The sequence below is a fragment of the Lewinella sp. 4G2 genome (genome assembly GCF_001625015.1).
In the GTDB taxonomy this organism is placed as follows: Bacteria; Bacteroidota; Bacteroidia; order Chitinophagales; family Saprospiraceae; genus Neolewinella.
Map to the genome: position 1 here is coordinate 1,022,902 of NZ_LVWJ02000014.1, position 19,255 is coordinate 1,042,156.

Here is a 19,255-nt window from a genome sequence, read left to right on the forward strand (position 1 = left end):
AACGATTAATTATTAGGTGATTAAATGAATGAAGTGGAGCAGTTACCCACCTTCCTCTTCCTCTCCCTCCCGCATTCGACGCAACTCTTCCAAATCACGCTCCCGCCGCAGTTTGCGGAGTTCCCGCTTTTCCTTTCTGGTGGCGTAGTTCTTCTGTTTCCCCAGCAGGTAGAGTTGCACCCCAACGTTGGCGTTGCCCATCGCGTCCAGTTCAGTCACGTCGTCACCCGGGAGCATGGCGTACGCCTGGGCACCGGCGTAAATGCTTACCCCTTCCAATAATTTGACGTCGAACCGGAGCCGCAAATTCGCCCCGTGCAGGGTTTCAGTGAAGAGTTCCGTCCGTTCGCTGGCTCCGGTTCGGGTGTCTTCCCGGGTAAAACGGGAGTAGCCAAGGCCAAACTCGAAAAAACCGCTCAGGGGCATCCACCCTACGGTGATGGCCGAAAATTGGCGGTCTTCATTCGGCTTGCCCGTGATACTGAAATAATAGGGTGATTGGGTATACTCACCGTAAATGGACATCCGTCGCGTAAAGCGGTAGTTCAGGCCCAGCGTGAGCGGGAGTACCTCCTCGGCCAGTTCGTACGATTCGGCATCCAGAATGCCGTCCGGGTCACTCAGCGTAGCCACTTGTTGGACCGCGTAGCCGGCGTCGATGGCCAACCGCCGCCGTTGCGTCTGGGCGTCCGCCTCAACTGAGCCAGCCAATACGAACGCCAGACACAGGGCGGTAAAGGTGAGATTACGAAGGGAGATAGAAATAAACATAATGACAGTGTGTGTTCCGTTACGGCAAAGTTGGCCGTAGACTACCGCGCCGGCAATACGTTGAGTAGCGTATTCCCGCCCTTCCGTCCCCCTGACTCCTCGTTCCTTATCACTTAATCAGGCTATTAAATCGGTAATAGAATTAAATAACTTGAGCGGAGCGTTCCCTATCTTTCCCGTACAAACCCCACCCTACCATGCGCGCCGTAGCCATCGACGACGACCCCCGTATGCACCGCGTCCTCAGCCGCATGCTTGCCCTCATCAACGCTGAGGTGGAGATCGTCGCTACCGCCACCAGCGTAGCTGCGGGGGTGGAAGCCGTCAACACCCACGAACCAGATTTATTATTTCTCGATATCGAATTGCCCGATGGTACCGGTTTCGATTTGCTGGAACAAATCAATGCCGGCCGCTACCTTATCGTATTCATTTCCGGCCACCACCACTACGGGCGCCTGGCCCTCAAATTTGAGGCGCTTGACTATCTGGATAAACCACTGAATTCCGAGGATTTACGCGATGCCCTACGTAAGGCCCAGCGCCGTTTTGCCCAACGTTCCGCCGCCGACAGGCTCGAAGACCTGGCCGTTGCCCTCCGCAATTTTCGCGGGAGCCAGCTCCCTTCCCGGCTGACGATCTCGAATAGCGATGGCATCTTTTTCGTCCCCGTCGAAGACATTATTCGGCTCAGCACCGCCGATGGTTTAGTGACCGTCCACTGCGCTGACGGCCGCAAATTGCACAAGACGGCGCGCCTGAAAAGTTACGAGCGGCAGTTTGCGGATTACCCCCACTTCACCCTCGTGCATAAGTCTCACCTCGTCAACCTACGTCGCGTCCGGGCGCTCGTCACGGGTCCCCACCTGATTATGGAAAATGGCGACGAAGTCATCCTTTCGGCCCAGAAAGCGAAAGAAGTCCGCGCCTTGCTCGACGGTCTCTAATCCGCTTAGATGTCACCAAATCACCCCTAGCCGTCACGAAACCGGCCCCCGGTGAGATACGCCCGGTAGCGTAGGCCACTGCGCCTAGTTTTACCAGCGTAATTCATTCAAAACCAGGCTGGTAGTGGCGCGGCCACGGCGTAGCGGGTGCTTGCGGTAGCGCGGCCCGGGCGGCGGTGGTATGCCCTTTGCTGGCTGCAATTCCCCGTGGCATGTTTACCAACACCTCCCCCCAATTTGCTTGTTTCTGGAACCAGGACGTCAGCCCCATGGCGCTCGCCCGCCTGCGCCGCCAAACTGATTTTGCGGCCCGGAACCGCGACCGTTTCAACCGGCTATCCCCCCGAGAACGGGAGATACTCACCCTCATCGCCCGGGGCGCCACCAACGATGAGATCGCCCGCCAACTCTTCCGTTCCGTTCACACCGTCCGCACCCACCGCAACAATATCTGGCGCCAATTGGAGATCACGACCCTCATCGAAGCCCTCTGGTGGGCCCAGTGTTTTGATCTGGTCTGAGCGCTCCGGCACCGGCAGATCTTGTATTCAACCCTTCGCCGTTTACCCATTTACTCCGCACCCGCGGCAGCGCCCGAATTGTACTCAAATTAGGAACAATAAAAATTGAAGTCCACGGCGCTGCCGCAGGTGCTATAAAATAGGCAAGAAAACCGGGGGGACAACCAATCAGCTGAATACTCCAACTAAACGAAAAGCCCAGCAGCCAGGCGGGACGGACGGGGGTTAAACGGGCAAATTCCGTTTAAGGCGGGTCTTAGCGACCAAAGATGTGGGGCAGATCGGTCTCGGATGCATCAAATCGAGGTTTCACGCGTAATTTGGGGAAACTCGATCAGCTCAGCGAAGGCACGTTTAAAGCACGTATGACATTTTGTTTCTCGCCCTTCAACACCGCACCTGCGCCAGCGCCCGAAAGCAAAAATTTAGGGTTGGAATAGACCGGCAGAACCCCATCCCCATAACAATGGGGTTACAGAAATTGGTTGCGCATTATACCTTTGTGCCAACACTTAGTACACTGTCCGGACTGAACCCACCCTTTTTGTATTCCGTCCCCAGCCCTTTTTGGCCCGCCGGCTTAATAACCTTAACGCAGGCGTGCCCGGATGACTTTGCTACCACCACTTGAACAACAATACCTCAACATAAACTACTAACCCTCAACCAAATCCCATCTATGTTACGAAGCTTTACCCTCCGGGTGATGGCACTGGCCCTGTGCGCCCTGCCGCTGGCTACGGCCACCGCCTCCACCACTAATACCGATGGCACCATCGAAGTCTACGTCTGGGACGACTGGAACGCCGACGGCAAGCAGAACGGCTCCGAGCCCGGCCTGAGTGACGTCACCGTTAGGTTGCTCCGCAAGGACGGCCGGCCTTTCCCCGACGCCCCCACCCAAATCACCGGCACCACGAACGCCAGCGGTATTGCTACCCTGACGGCCCCCGCCGGAGATTACAAACTGCAAATCGACGTACCGGCTGACCACGCCGTCACCAAACGGATGGCGAGCGGCATCAGTGCCGCCCAGAACAGCGACATCGGCGATAACGGCATCACTAATTTCTTCACCCTCGCCGCTGGCCAGACCTACACTGACTACGACGCCGGCCTCTGGTCCCCCGGCCAGGTCATCACCGAAGTGTGGGACGACCGCAACGGCGACGGCAAGAACAATGGTTCCGAGCCGGGCATCGCCGGGGTTCCGGTCAAGCTCCTCCGCAGCGATGGCCGCCCCTTCCTGAAGCCCGACGGCACGGAAGTAACCGGCGTCACGAACGCCGCTGGCGAAGCCACGCTCGATTACGTACCCGCCAACATCAACGTGGGCCTCTTTTACGAGCTGCCGGCCGACCACAAATTCACCACCCGCAATTCTTCTTCCACCAACGATACCCAGGATAGCGACGCCGGCGATAATGGCCGCACCGGTAACATCCGTGCCGACCGGGGCAACCAGACTTTCACCAACGTTGACGCCGGAATGTGGGCGCCCGGCACCGTAGAAACCTACGTGTGGGACGACCGCAACGGCGACGGGAAAGCTAACGGCTCCGAGCCCGGCCTGAGTGGCGTGGACGTACAACTCATCCGCCAGGACGGCCAAGCCTTCCTGAAACCAGACGGCAGCCCCGTGACGGCTACGACCGGCATAGACGGTATTGCTACCCTCGACTACCTGCCCGCCGACCGGGCCGTGGCCCTGCGCTACACCCTGCCTGCCGACCATAAATTTACCGGTAAGCAGTCCAACTCCACCAACGACACCCAGGATAGCGACCCCGGTAACGATGGCCGCACCCGCTACTTCCGCGCCACCCGTGGTAGCGAGAAGATCACCAACTTCGACGCCGGAATGTGGGCGCCCGGCACGGCCGAGGTAGAGGTCTGGTTCGACGCCAACGGCGACGGCAAAAAGAACGGTTCCGAAACCGAAGGCATCTACGGCGTACGCGTCAACCTCCTCGAGAAGGACGGCCGCCCAGTACTGAAGGGCAACCGCCCCGTGACCGCCCTGGCGGCCTGTGGAACGAATACGGCCACGCTGGATTACGTCCCCGCCGACCGTGAACTCCGCGTGGAGGTGATTCCCTTCGCCGGCGGCGTCTTCAGCCCCGCCCGTGCTTTCAATGATACCCAGGATAGCGACATCGAGCGCAACAACCGCACCCGCCCGTTCCGCGCCGACCGGGGCAGCCAGGTAACGACCAACCTCGACGCTGGCTTCACCACCATCGGTACCGTGCCGAATGACGCTTCCGTCGTCGTCCGCGCCTGGAACGATACGAACGGTAACGGTATTCAGAATGGCAACGAGCAAGACGCCAACATCGAAGGCGTGAAGGTCAATCTACTGGATGCAACGAGCCGCGAGGTATGCGCCTGCGTCAGCACCGGAGCGGATGGCCTGGCTACCGTGCCGGCCATTTCCGAATACGGCCGATTTCTGCTGGAAGCAGAGCGCCCCGCCGACCATAAAATCACCCACTTCCGCCGGGGAAATGACCGCGAAAACAGTGACTTCTACACCAATGGATTTGCCCCCATCTTCCGCCTTACGCCGGGTGAAGTACGGGATAACCTGGACGTGGGCTTCTGGGCCCCGGGCAGTGTAGTTGCCCGCGTCTGGAACGATGCTAACGGTAACGGTATCCAGAATGGCTTTGAGGGAGACTCCAACCTCGTGGACGTCCCCGTGACCGTCCTGGAACTGGATAAAACCGAATTGATCAACCCCAACACCGGCGCTACCGTGACCGGTATGACGGGGGCTGACGGCACCGTTACCCTTCCCTACGTGCCGGCTGACCGCCAGTTCCGCCTTCGCTTCGATCTCCCGGCCGACCACAAGTTCACCCCCACCCGCCGTGGTGGCAACGGCGCTCAGGATAGCGATGCTTACACTAACGGGATCACCCCCACTTACCGCGCCGACCGGGGTAGCCAGTTGTTCACCGACATCGACGCCGGCCTCTGGGCCCCCGGCAGCGTCGTCGCCCGCGTGTGGGATGACCTTAACGGTAACGGTATCCAGAATGGTAACGAGGCGGACGCCAACCTTTCCGACGTGACGGTGACCGTCATGGAAAGCAACGGCCAGCCGCTGATTAACCCGAACACGAGTACCCCGGTTACCGGCCAGACCGGCACCGACGGTACCGTTACCCTGAACTACACGCCGGCCGACCGGGCCTTCCGCCTGAAGTTTGACCTGCCCGCCGACCACCGTTGGACGCCCGCTAACCGAGGCCGCGACGATAACCAGGATAACGACGCGTACTCCGCAGGTCTCACGAATAGCTACCGCGCGACTCAGGGAAGCCAGCGATTCACTCAGATTGACGCCGGCGTATGGGCTCCCGGCAGCGTCGTCGCTCGCGTTTGGGACGACCTGAACGGTAATGGCATCCAGAACGGTAACGAGGCGGACGCCAACGTTGCCGGCGTGACCGTCACCGTTATGGAAACCAGCGGCCAGCCGCTCATCAACCCAACCACTAATGCCACCGTAACCGGCCAGACCGGTACCGATGGTACCGTCACCCTCGATTATACGCCGGCCGACCGTGGCTTCCGCCTCAAGTTCGACCTGCCCGTTGACCACCGCTGGACGCGCTCTAACCAGGGCCGCGACGATAACCAGGATAACGATGCGTACTCCGTCGGCCTGACGGGCAACTACCGGGCCAGCCAGGGCAGCCAGCAGTTCACCCAGATTGACGCCGGCGTTTGGGCGCCCGGTTCCATCACCGCCCGTGTCTGGAATGACCTGAACGGTAACGGCATCCAGAACGGTAACGAAGCGGATGCCAACCTGGCGGGCGTGACCGTCACCGTAATCGAAAGAAACGGCGACGACCTCATCAATCCCAACACCGGCGAGTCCGTAACGGGAATGACTGGCCCCGATGGTCTCGTCACCCTCCCCTACACCCCGGCCAACCGCCAGTTCCACCTCAAGTTTGATTTGCCCGCGGACCATAAGTTCACCGGTTCCAACAAGGGTGGCAACGACACCCAGGATAGCGACGCCTACAATAACGGCCGTACCCCCGGCATCAGCACTAAGCAGGGTAGCCAGGTACACACCAGCGTGGATGCTGGCCTGTGGGCTCCGGGATCCGTCGTTACCCGCACTTGGGTCGACGCCAACGGTAACGGTATCCAGAATAACAACGAGACCGACGGACTTTACGGCCTGGAGGTACAACTCGTGGAAGCCGACGGCACCACGCCGGTCCGCCGCCCCGACGGTTCCATCGTAAAGGCGACCACGCAGTGTGGTGACTTCACGGCCAACCTCGATTACGTGCCCGCCGACCGTACGGTCCGCTTACTGTTTGACGTCCGTGACGGCGCCAGGTACGCTCCCCGTAGCCGTGGTGGCAACCGCGCGCAGGACAGCGACATCTACGGCCCCGGCCTGACGACCTCCTTCCGCGCCAGCCGTGGCAGCCAACTCTTTGAGGACGTCGACGCTGGCTTCACCGATGGTGGCGCCGCCGCAATGGGTAACGTGATCGCCCGCGTCTGGGACGATCAGGACGGCGACGGCGTACAGGATGCCACGGAGCGCGACGCTAATCTGGAGGGCATCAAAGTAAGCCTCATCGATGCCAATACCCGCAAGACCTGTTCTTGTACGACTACGGATGCCGCTGGATTGGCGAGCCTCAGCGGCCTGGTTGATTTCGGCCAGTACCGCCTGAAGGTGGACCTACCCGCCGACCATAAATTCACCAACGCTAACCGTGGTGGCAACGACAATAATGACAGCGATACGGGCGTGGATGGCCAGACCGGCAAGCTCCGCCTTACGGACGGTGGCACCGTCACCAACTTTGACGCCGGCCTCTGGGCGCCGGGTACGTTGACCGCTCGCGTCTGGAATGACGCCGACGGTGACGGCAAGCAGGACGGCTCCGAGAACGACGAAAACATCGAAGGCATCCTCGTTTCCCTGGTGGACATAGACAAAAACCCGGTATTCTACCCCGGTACCACGACGCCCATCCAGGCTCTGACCGACGCCGATGGCGAGGCCTTTATCGACCACGTTCCGGCCGACCGTTCCGTGCGTTTGTTCTTTGCCAAGCCGCTTGATACTCGCTTTACCGCTTCCGGGCGGGCCGCGGATAAAGAGGACAACGATGCTGGCGTGGATGGCTTCACCGGCAGCTTCCGGGCTGACCGCGGCAGTATGTTCTTTAAGGACGTGGATGCAGGCATCTGGTCCGTCGGCACGGCCGTGGTCCGCGTTTGGAACGACGTCAACATGGACGGAATCCAACAGGGCAGTGAGAACAACAGCAACATTGAAGGTGCCGTGGTTACGCTCCTAGAGAGCAACCCCCGCAACGCCATCATCAACCCCATGACCGGTGCTCCCGTAAGCGCCACTACTCAGGCGGATGGTTTGGCCACGCTGGACTACGTACCGACCGACCGCAACTTCCGCTTCCGGGTAGAATTGCCGGATGGTTTCGTGTTTACGTCTTCTTTCCGGGGTACGAACAGCGCCCAGGACAGTGACTTTGGCAACGACGGCCAGAGCGCCAATTTCAACCTCACGGGCGGTGGCCAGACGATCACGCACGTCGACGCCGGTGCTTTCCTCGACGTGGCCAAGTCGGCTGCGAAGACGGCCCCGTTTGCGGCCAAGCCTAACCAGGCCCCACGCTTCCCCGTTGAGCTGAGCGTGTTCCCTAACCCCGCCACGGAGTTGGTTAACGTACGTTTCGAGCTGGCCGAAGCCGGTGAGGTAAGCCTCCGCCTGGTCGATCTGGCCGGCCGCGAGGTCGCCCGTAGCCGCCGTTCACTCACGTCCGGTAGCAACCAACTCACGCTCGAACTGCCGCAGGTACCCAACGGCACCTACATCGTCGAGCTGATCGGCCAGGATCTTCTGGAGCGCCGCAAGATCATGGTTACCCGCTAAGGGAAGCCTTGGTTCAGTAGACCCTTAGGTCTTCGGATGGGTAGTACTACTTCGGTGGTGCTACCCATCTTTTTTTTGGGCGCTGCCGCGGGTGCCATGAAATAGGGATTAAAACGGGATATCACTCAATGGTGAGGACCAACGTATCCGGTACTGGAAGTGCTCCATCAAACCCCGGCCGACGAACGTGGACGTCGCGGATGATCAACGTATCCCCAATTTGAAGATCGTTGATCATCGCCCGGCCCGTCGCGTCGAAAGGACCACCCTGGTTGATGTGTCGTCGTACGGTCCCGTTGGTAATGGTGGTTATTTCGTAGGTCGTGACGGGTGCCGTAGCACAGACATCTAGATTTACCACTACCGCTCGAATTCCAATCTGTCCGAGAACGCTCGTCCTTGGTGCGGTACTGTTTCTACTTGAGAACCCACCTAGCGCTACCTCGACCGGCACCAACCGGACGTTATAGGGATACTTCGCTTTCCCGGTAGCCGTAGTAACCGTTATCGTCACTGGGCCCAGGCTGCTGGGGTTTACGGAGAAATGGCCATTGTAACCTTTTATTGGTAGTTCCTGTAAACCATCAACCGACGTTATTTCAGCGGAAATTTGTTCCCAAGCCACCGGTTCCTTCTGCTGCGCCACAATCGTAAGTGGGTTATCCACCCCCGCGTAGAGGACGCGATTTACTTTATCTACTGAAATGACGGCGGGTGGGGATTGGGAAAACGTGGGAAGGGAGAACAAGAAGAGGACCAGTAGGAGCAGTGTGCGCATGGTTAAGCAACTGCTCTTAAGTCACTATAGTACGCGAGGGTTTGAAATTATGATCCCACCAGTTCGTCCGTCGCATGATGGCGGACGAACCTAGACTTAACCCAAACAGGTTTCACCTCTTCACTACGAGGTGTACAATTCAGAGTGCAGAATTTTCAAAATGTCCGGTTTTCGGTCCTAAACCTGCGTTTCTGTACTACCCAAAGTACACTCTTTTCAAAATTGAACATTAAAAAGTGCAATTCTGGTCCGCATGATGCCTGAATGCCCACCTCCCCCGCACGATACCCACGAACCTCGCACCTGCGGCAGCGCCCAAGTCAGGTAGCGGAAGCAAGGAGGGTCGAGGATGACGGAATTGAGCGCCAATGACCGCCGGGTACAGGGCCAAGTCATTGTTACTTACCTAACAGTATGTTTGGCTGCCTACGATCGAGAGCGTAACTTCCCTGTCTCTCCGGTAACACTGTGCGGAGGCTGTTTCCCTGTCTGACATGGCACACACTCGTCTTTTACAACTAATTGCCTGCGTTGCTTGCATCCTGTTCGTGGCTATTAAGTCGGCCAGCGCGCAGGGAGGTACTGCCGTAGTGGTGGGTATTTCGGACTACCGGGATGCAGCCATTACGGACCTGCGGTTTGCCCATCGGGACGCCGAGGCGTTTGCCGATTATCTAACAACCAGCGGCATCAAGACTAAACTACTTACGGACGCTACGGCCACCCGTGCCGCCATCGAATCGGCACTCTCCTGGCAAAGAGAGAATACGGTGGCGGGGGACCTGGCCATCCTCTATTTCGCCGGCCACGGTGACGCAGAGACGAATGAATCCGACGCCGTTATCGGCTATTTACTGGCCCACGACTCCCCACCCAATAATTACCCACTGACGGCTATTGGCCTCGGCGCACTTAACGAACACCTGGCTGCCATTACCGACGCCGGCGGTAAGGCGCTCGTGGTCTCGGATGCCTGCCATTCCGGGAGCCTGGCGGGCAACGCCATCAACGGCGCGCAACTGACGGCAAAGGAACTGATGCGGGAAGGAGAAAACCAGGTCCGCTTTCTATCCTGCCTGCCAGAAGAACGGGCCCTCGAAGGCGAACAGTGGGGCGGCGGCCGCGGCGTCTTCTCCTACTTTTTCGTCGATGCCCTCAGGGGGCTGGCGGATGAGGATCTTAACGACCGGGTGGATCTCTTTGAAGTGGAAACGTTCGTCCGGTCAAAAGTGAGGGCGGCAACCCAACGGAAGCAACTCCCCACCCTTAGTGGTGACCAAGGGGCGGACATCACCTTTCGAACTGCAAAAGATATTAGCGAAACCCTGTTGGAATCCCGAACGCGGGACCTGCAGCAAGAATTTATTAGCGGGCTGATTGGCCTCGCCCCACCGCAAAGCCAACGGGCCTACGCCCGCTTCGAGCGCTCCATCGAACGCGGAGACCTGCTAGCCCCGGAAGGCAGAAACGCCCTGGCACACTACCGCGCCCTGAGGCAGGACCCCGCCCTGGCCGCCCTCGGCAGCGTGCTGACTGAGCGGCTGACGGTTAGTCTGCTCGACTCCGTCCAAACGGCACTGGTGGACTACCTGGCGACCGACCGGGAAGAGTTGTACTTACGATCGCAGGGAGATGACCGCTACGGCCGTTTCGTCGCCTACCTGAAAGCTGCCGGAGAACTGGTGGGTGAAAATGACCCCCGCTGGCCCGGTATCCGCCTACGGCAACATTATTTTGAATCCGTCCGCCTGCGGAGTGCCGGCGACCTTTCCGGAGGGGATGATCAGGAAGCCTTCCTGCAGGGAAGGGCGGAAGCAAAAGCTGCCCTGGCCCTGCAGGATGACCTGGCTTACGTCTGGAATGAATTGGGCCTCCTCCAGCTCCGCCTCGGTGAGACGGAAGCGGCCGAAGGGTCTTTTCGCAAGGCCATTGCCCGAGCGCCCACCTGGGCCCTACCCTACAGTAATCTGGGGATCGCCCTCAAAAAGCAGGATGCCAAAAAGCACTTCGCGGAAGCGCGGGCCGCTTACGAAACCGCCATCCGCCTCAAGCCCGGCTACTCACTGGCGTACAATAACCTGGGGAACCTGCTGGCTGCCAATGGAGCACCGCTTGATACTTGCGTCGCCTACCTACAGCGAGCCCTCCAGGTGGATGATCGCTACGTGGACGCCCGCTACAGCCTGGCTTCTCTCTACTCCGATAAGCCGGACCATACGGAAGCCGCCCTGGAGATCCTCAATGATCTCATCGCCGAAAGGGAGGCCGTTGCGAAATACCATTTCCTGAAAGGCTTCGTCCACCTGCAAAGGGGGGAATACGGCGTGGCGGAAGCACCCCTTCAGCGCGCCGTCAACCTGAGCCCGACCTGGGAGGGAGCCTACCTGAATCTGATCAATCTATACAGCCAGCCGGGTGCCGACTTGGCTTCCGCAAAAACGTTCTACCGGGCGCAGGCCAAGAAGCACCCCACCAATAAACTGCCCTACGTGGCGATGGCCCTGGCGGATACTGCGGACGTCAGCTGGGCCAATATCGCTGCCGACGCTGAAGTGGCGGATGCGGAAAAAGCAAAGGTGCTCATCGAAACTGGCTACTTGCTGGCAGAGTACGGCCAATTATCGTTAATGGAAACCGCCCTGGTCAGGGCCACTGAGGCAGCCCCATTGCAGTCTGGGCCCTACGGTGGATTGGCCACCTTGTACCTCTACCAAAAGAAGGAGAAAAAGGCCGTAGCCGCCGCCGTTCAGTTGTTGGAGCTGTCTTCGCCGGAAGAGCTACAAGCCACTTGCGCCAACTTTTCTAGTGGCGGAAGCTTTGAGGGCCTGGCCATCGAAAAGCGGGTTCGCCCGTTATTAAAGCAGCGGTGCCCGGATTGATGGGCTAATCGACTAAGCAATAAGTTGCGCGGGTTCCTTCTATTTATACTTATTTCCCGGGCACGCTACCACACTCGTCTTACTTCACTTGACACACTCAAAACAATGAAAATTCTCCTATCCGTTGTCCTATGCTGTAGTGGCCTTTGGGTCTCCGCACAAACGTCCGCCCGTAGCCTGCCAGTTCTGGGGGACGGGACCCGATCCACTTCCACCACGACCAATAACTCCACCACCGACGTAAGCATGCGGCCTGGTACGGTTGTTCCGGAAATCACCAGTACCCCCGTGATTAACCCGGTTTTGGAGACCATCCCCCTAGAGGAAGTCGGCCAGCCGGTAACCATCGATGATGGCTTTGAGGGAGACGTGGATGATTATCTTTTTATCACCAACCGGGAAGACTTTTTCCGTCACGGCATCAATTTGGCGTCCAGTTTTCATCGGAATAGTAACGACCCCCAGGCCGCCAACCAGATGAAGGGGGCCATGGCAACGGTGGATTACTCCGATACCTACCGCGTCCGCCGCTTATTTAACATTCAGATCGTCCTGGCCCGGCTATTCTTTGAAGAAAATAATCTGGTGGCCTCCGACGAACAGATCGTCAACGCACTAACCGTGGAAAAACGGTGGTTGGCGCAGAGCCAATCCGTCACCAAAGAAACCCTGGAGCTGCGACTAAAGATTGGCCACGACCTCTACGGCCTCGAATTTTTCAACATGGCCGGAGACCGCTTCGAGACCGTACTGGAACTCGCAAATGCAGCGGACGGCCTCAGCCCGGAAGACCGGAAGGAAGTCATCGCCCACGCCCAGTATATGTTGGCGCGTATCAATACCATCTGGGGAAAAACCGAACTGGCCATGCACCTTTTCGAGCAATCGCTGGAAGGAGGCGCCCTTAGCATCAAGAACTCGAATACGGCAGAGCTCTTTTCCCCGGAGAAGGACGTTGCGCTCCACCCGTTGCGGTCGGGGCCAAAGTGGGTTGAACTGAAAAACCGGTTCTTCTTTTAGGCCCATGCTACCCACCCGATCGCACTATATCCACGCGGCCGTCATCACGGTTATCGTACTGCTCTTCATCTCATTGATGAAGCTCTTTACGCTGAAGGTGCATTACTTCGACCCCTTCAGTTCCCGCCTGCAGGATTATGAGGTGACGGACATTCTGTTCTCCCAACTACGGGATACGGCGCGGGTGAAGTTTGTCGACGAGATCATCATGGTCCACGTCCCCAAGCCGGACCGGGCCCAAATGGCGGACCTTATTGACAAGATATCCGACAAGGGTGCTCGGGTGATTGGGGTTGACGTCCTGTTCCCCGGCAGAAAGGATAGCCTGGGTGACGCCCGCCTGGCCCAAAGCCTACGGGGAAGGGATAACATTGTCCTGGCCGCCAATCTGATGCAGTACGATCCGGCCACGGATAGTATTTCGGGCATGATCACTTCCGACTCCCTATTCGCTCTGGGAAGCATAAACGCGTACACCAATTTCCTGGCGAGTACCAACCGAACGGTTCGGCTTTTCACCCCCTGGCTGAAAACCAGCGGTGGCGTCCGTCAGCAGGCCTTTGCTACGGCCATTGCCGGGGTATATGATCCCAACCTGCTGCACCGTATGCGCCGGCGGGGCGGCCGGAGCGAAAGGATTAACTACGTGGGTGATTTCCGTAGTTTCATCCGTAAGGACATTGACGAAGTCCTGCGGGCCGATAGCCCCGATTACTTCCGGGGCCGCATTGTGCTCATTGGTTACGCCCACAGTACTGCCGTGGATGCACCGCTGGAAGACCGTTACTATACACCACTCAACCGCTTCTACACGGGGCGGAGTATTCCGGACATGTACGGTATGACGATCCACGCCAATATCATTAAAATGATCATTGACGGTAATTGGATCCGGGAGTTACCGAAGCTCTTGGTTTACTTGATTACCGTCGTTTTTACCTTCCTGAACGTATTGCTGATCCAACGCATCTACCATCGTTTGCCGGACGTATTTCACGGAGTGACCCGGCTGTTGCAGATTGCGGAGGCCATCTTGCTCTTTCTACTCGTTGCCATTTGTTTTACTGCCTTCGACGTCAAGTTGGAACTTGGTATTGCCCTGCTGGCCATGCTAATGGTGTACGACTTCGTGATGATCTACGAGAACCTGATACGTAAACGCATTCCTTACCTTAAAGACCTGGATTATGATTAAATCGATCGCAATCAGTGCCCTCCTAATTCTGCTGGCCATCGCGCCGGGAGGGTTAGTGGCCCAGCAATCCGCCCCAGTGGTGATGTACAAAAGCGGCTCGGTATTATTTACCCCCGACGATGGCCGTTCCCCCTACGCCGTGACGTCCGGTGACCGGCTTGGCGTGACGGGTGCCCTCCAGCTGAAAGCCGGAGCCAGGGTGGAGATCAATTATCAGGATAAACACCTCGAGCTCAAAGAAGCCGGGGAGTTTCAGATGGATGAAGTACTGCAAAACCGTGCGGAATCCAGCGGTCTGCTCAGTCGCTTTTATAATTTCATCAGTAATGGTCTGGACCAATCCAAAAGCAGGCAGTCGCTGGAAAAAGCCTACCTGAAAAACCAGGGCAACGCCCAGGGTAATACCCGTGGGGCGGGGGACGGTGGCCTAAGGAATGTCCGCCCTTTCGGCGGGAGACTGACGGCGGCGAATTACGCCTTTACCTGGCCGGCATACCCGTCCGCGAGCCATTACGAATTCAGTATTCTAGAAGAAAGCACCGGCAACTTCCTGATTACAGCCCTGGCGGCGGAGAACACGTTCAGCGTTGACCTTGGCCAACTTAACTTGGCGGACGGACAGTCCTACACCTGGGTCTGCCGCGCCGTTACGGCCGGGGGGGATAATCGCAACAGTTTGCTTTCACGTGGCGCACCGAAGACGGAGCTGGCCAGTATCACTTTTAGTTATTCGGCGGCTCCCTTCATCGAGGTCTTTACTGCCACCCGTGGTGAGCTCCCCGGTGCACAGGGTGGTATGCTGCACAATCTCAACCTGGTTATGGCGCTGGAAGACCACGGTTTCCTGGCTGATGCGGACGCCCTTTACGCCATCCTGTTGCGTGAGACCGAGGATGCGGCCCTGGTCAACAGCCTTTACGCCAGTTTCCTGGCCAGATGGAATTTGCGGGATGAAGCGGGAAGCCTTTTGGAAGGGCGGCGGTAGCGGATGCGGCCATCAATCAAACACCTTAAACATTACCGATGCAGCTACTGAAAATTATTTTTCTCCTCTTTCTGCTCGGCAGCGGGTGCGGGGTTTTCGGGCAAGACGCACAAAAGGAGGCCCGGGCAAGAGCGGTATTCGACCGCTTGGTAATGGCCCGCGGTGATGCCCGAACGCCCGATCCCATCTTTGTATTTAGCCCACTGAAAAGAAGCGCTGCTTCGGCGAATGACGGTACGATAACCCTGGAGGAAGCCGCTTATGATGTGTGCCTGGGTTTCGGTGAGCGGGCGGATGATGCGCTGGCTGGAATCCTGGCCCACGAGCTCGTTCATTACTATGAGGGCCACGAATGGGAGGACGGATTTATCTCCCTGGTGGATGGAGACGGAGACGCAGCGGCTACCGTGGCCGAGAATTCGGCAGCCTTCACCAAAGATGAGATCGAAGCCGATTACCTTGGTGGGTTCCTGGCTCATTTGGCCGGCTACCGCTCTACCCGGCTGATGCCAAGGCTGCTCGCCGCGGTATACAACACTTACGATCTCCCCGAAGAACTGGCGGATTACCCGCCCCTTTCCGAACGGCAGTCCATTGCACTGCGGACGGCGGATAAACTGGACCAGCTGGTGAATGCCTTTGAAGTTGGGAACCTGTTGGCCGCCCTCGGCCGCTACGAAGATGGGCTCACCTATTATCAATTTATTCTCAAAGACTTTCAAAGCAGAGAACTATACAACAACCTGGGGGTCCTTTACGCCATGGCTGCCCTGGAACACTTCGATCCCGCGGCCTTACCCATGGTCTATGCTCTTCAGCTCGATTTTGAAAGCAGGATGGCCACCGGCACGCGGGGCCTTACCCAGGACGTGGCCTTTCGGGAGGCCTTACTCGCAGAAGCTATTAAAGCGCTGGAAAGTTCCGTCAGTCTTGACGGAGAATACGCGAGTGGATATCTGAATCTTGCAGCAGCACAATCTCTACTCGCCCACTCCTTCCGTCAATCCCCGGGCAATGCCGCCAATGCAGAGGAGCAATTCGAAAAAGCGGAGGACCTCCTGCTGGCTGCTCAACTTTCCGCACGCAGGGCAGGCCGTACCCAGGCCGCTAAGGAGAACCCGGACGTGATGGAGAGCGTACGCTCCCTGCAGGATGGGCTATCCAACCAAATCGACGATGTTGAATCGGTAAATACAGAAACTACTCCCGTCTCTAAAACTACGGAAAGGGTGAGGCCAGCCTTCACCATCAGAGAAAGTATTGGCGGGAGCACCGTGGACGACCTCCTCCTCAAAGCTATTGAATGGGACGAGGAAATAAACATTGGCCCCTCAGGTAAAGGCCCCTCGCTAAAGACGGCGGTGGCGAGAGAAGGAGGCGACGTCACTAAGCTTTTGCACCAATCCGGCCGTAAGGGGATCCTTTTTCTGCGTGCGGCTAGTGAGGCCGATGGCAGCACATCACTGGGCGTTGCAGTGGGTAGCCCCCGGGAAGATATTGATATTGAATACGGGGAGCCTTCGCGTAAGGTAGCATTGCCCGGTGGTGGGGAATTACTCGTTTTCGAAGCCAGCGAATTAATCTTCCTGATCAATAAGGGGAAGGTCACCACATGGTACCTCTATCGGGAATTATGATGTGAAACCCATTAGGTACAGCTACTGTGCCCTTTTGTTGGCACCTGCGGCAGCGCCCGTTTTGAGTTGCGAGTGTCGAGTGTCGAGTGGCGAGTATGGAGTTGCAAGTACCGAGGGGTGAGTACCTGTCTTAGGAGCAACTTTTAGGGCTTGATGTGTAGTTGCGTTATCATTTGCTGGCTTGCTATCTTTGCGAGCCCTAAGAAAAGTCTGTAGTCTGTAGTCTGTAGTAGCCCTCCGAATTGTCGTTGGCTACGGACTACAGACTACGGACTGCAGACTATAAAATTATGATCTTCGCAGACTTCAAAAAACTCACCGCCCACGCCAAGGATTATGGCTTCGTCTTTCAGTCGTCCGAGATCTACGATGGGCTGGGGGCGGCTTATGACTACGGGCCCCTCGGCGTGCTGCTGAAGAACAACCTCAAGGAATACTGGTGGCGGAGCATGGTACAACTGCACGACAACATCGTGGGGCTGGACGCCAGCATCTTCATGCACCCCAAGACCTGGAAGGCCTCCGGCCACGTCGATGCGTTCAACGACCCACTGGTGGATAACAAGATCAGCAAGAAGCGGTACCGCGCCGACGTATTGATCGAGGACCACATCGCCAAGATTGAGGGTAAGCTGAACAAGGAGATTGCCAAGGCGAAAAAGCGCTTCGGCGACGCCTTCGACGAGGTGGAATTCCGCGCCACCAACGGCAACGTGAAGCGCTACCAGGGGCAGATGGACGAGATCGCCCAGCGCCTCGCCAAAGCCATGACGGACGGCAACATGGAGGAACTGCGCCAAATGCTCATCGACCTGGAAATCAAGGACCCGGAATCCGGCGCGGCGGACTGGACGGACGTGCGGCAGTTTAACCTGATGTTCTCCACCCAGCTTGGTAACATTGCCGGGGAGGAAGGTAAACTGTACCTGCGTCCGGAAACGGCCCAGGGTATTTTCGTGAACTTCCTGAACGTGCAGAAGTCAACTCGGCAGAAACTGCCCTTCGGTATCGCACAGATTGGTAAGGCTTTCCGGAACGAGATCGTAGCCCGCCAATTTATCTTCCGGATGCGGGAGTTCGAGCAGATGGAGATGCAATTTTTCATCAAGCCTGGCACGCAGATGGAGTGGTACAACAAGTGGAAAGAAACCCGCCTGAAGTGGCACAAGGCCCTCGGCCACCCGGATGAAAAACTGCGCTTCCACGACCACGATAACCTGGCCCACTACGCCGACGCGGCAGTGGATATCCAGTTCGACTTCCCCTTCGGTTTCAAGGAGTTGGAAGGCATCCACAGCCGGACGGATTTTGACCTGGGCGCCCACATGGAACTCTCCGGCAAGAAGATGACCTACCACGACCCGGAAACGAAAGAAAGCTACGTGCCCTACGTGCTGGAGACCTCCATTGGTGCCGACCGCCTCTTCCTCGCTACGATGAGCCACGCCCTGCGGACCGAGATGGTGCCCGGGCAGGATGATGAGAAGAACGTTCGTGATGTGATGAAGCTCCACCCGGCGCTCGCGCCCATCAAGGCGGCGATCATGCCCCTGAAGCGGAACAAGCCCGAGATTGTGGAAGTAGCGAAGCAAATCTTCAATGACCTTCGCTTCCGCTTCGATTGCCAGTACGACGATACCGGCGCCATCGGGAAGCTTTACCGCCGCCAGGATGCCGTAGGTACACCCTTCTGCGTAACGGTTGATTTCGATACGATCGAAGAAGGCGAGCATAAGGGCACCGTGACCGTCCGCGACCGCGACACGCTGGAGCAGACGCGGGTGAAGATTGAAGACCTGGCCGCGTTCATCGGCCCGAAGGTGGATATGGCTAATTTGCTGGCGGCGGCGCAGTAGGCCAGCCACTTTGCAATGTCCCGCCCTCAATTAAAACCCGGAAGCGGTTTACTACTCGAAGCCCTTGGCCGCCACGCGGCTCAGGGCTTCGAGCTTAGTGTCTTTACGGCCCATAAGCTAACCTACTTTCTCAAGCAATTGGGTGGGCCTTACGGGAAGCAAGTTCGGTTTTCGGGCAGCCCGCGGGGCCCGCTCTCGCCGGCGGTGGATGCGGTACTGCGGCGCCTCAACGGTAGCTATCTGCGAACCTCACTGGAAGGACCGGATCACCTTTCCGCACCACTAGTATTGGATGCGGACCACCGCTTGATTACCGAACGCTACGTACGGGAAGAATTATCCGCATTACACCAAAAGCTCCCCGGCCATCTGGACCGGTTGTTGGAAGATTACCGCGATGAGTTTGGTTTGGAGTTGTTGTCGAGCGTCCACTTAGTCAGGACTTTCTTTACCCAGAAGAACGTCGCCCAGATCGTAGAGATTACCCGCGGCTGGATGGAGCGGCCGGTGGAGGAAGTCAGGACTCATCAGGTTGCCGCGGCGGTCAAGCGTTTGGATGATTTTGCGGGGTTGTTGGCGTTTGGGGGGTAGGGTTTTAGGTAGGATGTTGGGTTAACGGCCCTGGTACTGAAGCACAATTAACCCCTATTTTACCCATGACTTTGGGTAAATAACCCCCATTTTACCCATGAATTGTGGGCAGATAACCCCCATTTTGTACG

Annotated in this window: 12 protein-coding genes; 10 read left to right on the forward strand and 2 right to left on the reverse strand. The window is 57.8% G+C overall.

All coding sequences use genetic code 11. The features are described 5' to 3' along the window. Nucleotides 1-42 precede the first annotated feature (42 nt). On the reverse strand, nucleotides 43-771 hold the full coding sequence (locus A3850_RS05530) for a hypothetical protein (RefSeq protein ID WP_068214885.1): 729 nt from the start codon (nucleotides 769-771) through the stop codon (nucleotides 43-45). A gap of 197 nt (nucleotides 772-968) precedes the next feature. Here A3850_RS05530 and A3850_RS05535 point away from each other — a divergent pair, with 197 nt between their 5' ends. The 3 genes from A3850_RS05535 to A3850_RS05545 all read left to right on the forward strand — a co-directional run bounded on the left by A3850_RS05535 (nucleotide 969) and on the right by A3850_RS05545 (nucleotide 8,183). Continuing rightward, nucleotides 969-1,718 carry a LytTR family DNA-binding domain-containing protein gene (locus A3850_RS05535; protein ID WP_068214886.1) on the forward strand — a complete coding sequence of 250 codons (750 nt, stop codon included), beginning with the start codon at nucleotides 969-971 and terminating at the stop codon, nucleotides 1,716-1,718. Between the two features lie 212 nt (nucleotides 1,719-1,930). After that, a complete protein-coding gene (locus A3850_RS05540; RefSeq protein WP_068214887.1) occupies nucleotides 1,931-2,239 on the forward strand; it encodes a response regulator transcription factor in 309 nt (102 codons plus the stop codon). Between the two features lie 679 nt (nucleotides 2,240-2,918). Next, a complete protein-coding gene (locus tag A3850_RS05545) occupies nucleotides 2,919-8,183 on the forward strand; it encodes an SdrD B-like domain-containing protein (RefSeq protein WP_082921640.1) in 5,265 nt (1,754 codons plus the stop codon). A gap of 121 nt (nucleotides 8,184-8,304) precedes the next feature. Here the strand turns inward: A3850_RS05545 and A3850_RS05550 are convergent, their stop codons facing one another. Then, nucleotides 8,305-8,961 (reverse strand): GldM family protein, encoded by a 657-nt coding sequence (locus A3850_RS05550; protein ID WP_068214889.1) that lies wholly within the window; start codon nucleotides 8,959-8,961, stop codon nucleotides 8,305-8,307. Nucleotides 8,962-9,455: 494 nt separating this feature from the next. Between A3850_RS05550 and A3850_RS05555 the strand changes: the two genes are divergently transcribed. The 7 genes from A3850_RS05555 to A3850_RS05585 all read left to right on the forward strand — a co-directional run bounded on the left by A3850_RS05555 (nucleotide 9,456) and on the right by A3850_RS05585 (nucleotide 19,124). Beyond that, a complete protein-coding gene (locus tag A3850_RS05555; protein WP_082921641.1) occupies nucleotides 9,456-11,840 on the forward strand; it encodes a caspase family protein in 2,385 nt (794 codons plus the stop codon). Nucleotides 11,841-11,945: 105 nt separating this feature from the next. Further along, nucleotides 11,946-12,860 (forward strand): tetratricopeptide repeat protein, encoded by a 915-nt coding sequence (locus A3850_RS05560; RefSeq protein ID WP_068214891.1) that lies wholly within the window; start codon nucleotides 11,946-11,948, stop codon nucleotides 12,858-12,860. Nucleotides 12,861-12,864: 4 nt separating this feature from the next. Then, nucleotides 12,865-14,055, forward strand: a complete 1,191-nt coding sequence (locus A3850_RS05565) for a CHASE2 domain-containing protein (RefSeq protein ID WP_068214892.1) — start codon at nucleotides 12,865-12,867, stop codon at nucleotides 14,053-14,055. Next, nucleotides 14,048-15,040, forward strand: a complete 993-nt coding sequence (locus A3850_RS05570) for a hypothetical protein (RefSeq protein ID WP_068214893.1) — start codon at nucleotides 14,048-14,050, stop codon at nucleotides 15,038-15,040. Before A3850_RS05565 ends, A3850_RS05570 begins: the two co-directional genes overlap by 8 nt. A 38-nt stretch (nucleotides 15,041-15,078) precedes the next feature. Then, complete coding sequence (locus tag A3850_RS05575) at nucleotides 15,079-16,677, forward strand: hypothetical protein (RefSeq protein WP_068214894.1); 1,599 nt, start codon at nucleotides 15,079-15,081, stop codon at nucleotides 16,675-16,677. A 290-nt stretch (nucleotides 16,678-16,967) separates the two neighbouring features. After that, entirely contained in the window at nucleotides 16,968-18,533 is a 1,566-nt protein-coding gene (locus tag A3850_RS05580) for a glycine--tRNA ligase (RefSeq protein WP_068214895.1), read from the forward strand. Nucleotides 18,534-18,548: 15 nt separating this feature from the next. Further along, a complete protein-coding gene (locus tag A3850_RS05585) occupies nucleotides 18,549-19,124 on the forward strand; it encodes a hypothetical protein (protein WP_068214896.1) in 576 nt (191 codons plus the stop codon). Nucleotides 19,125-19,255: the final 131 nt, after the last annotated feature.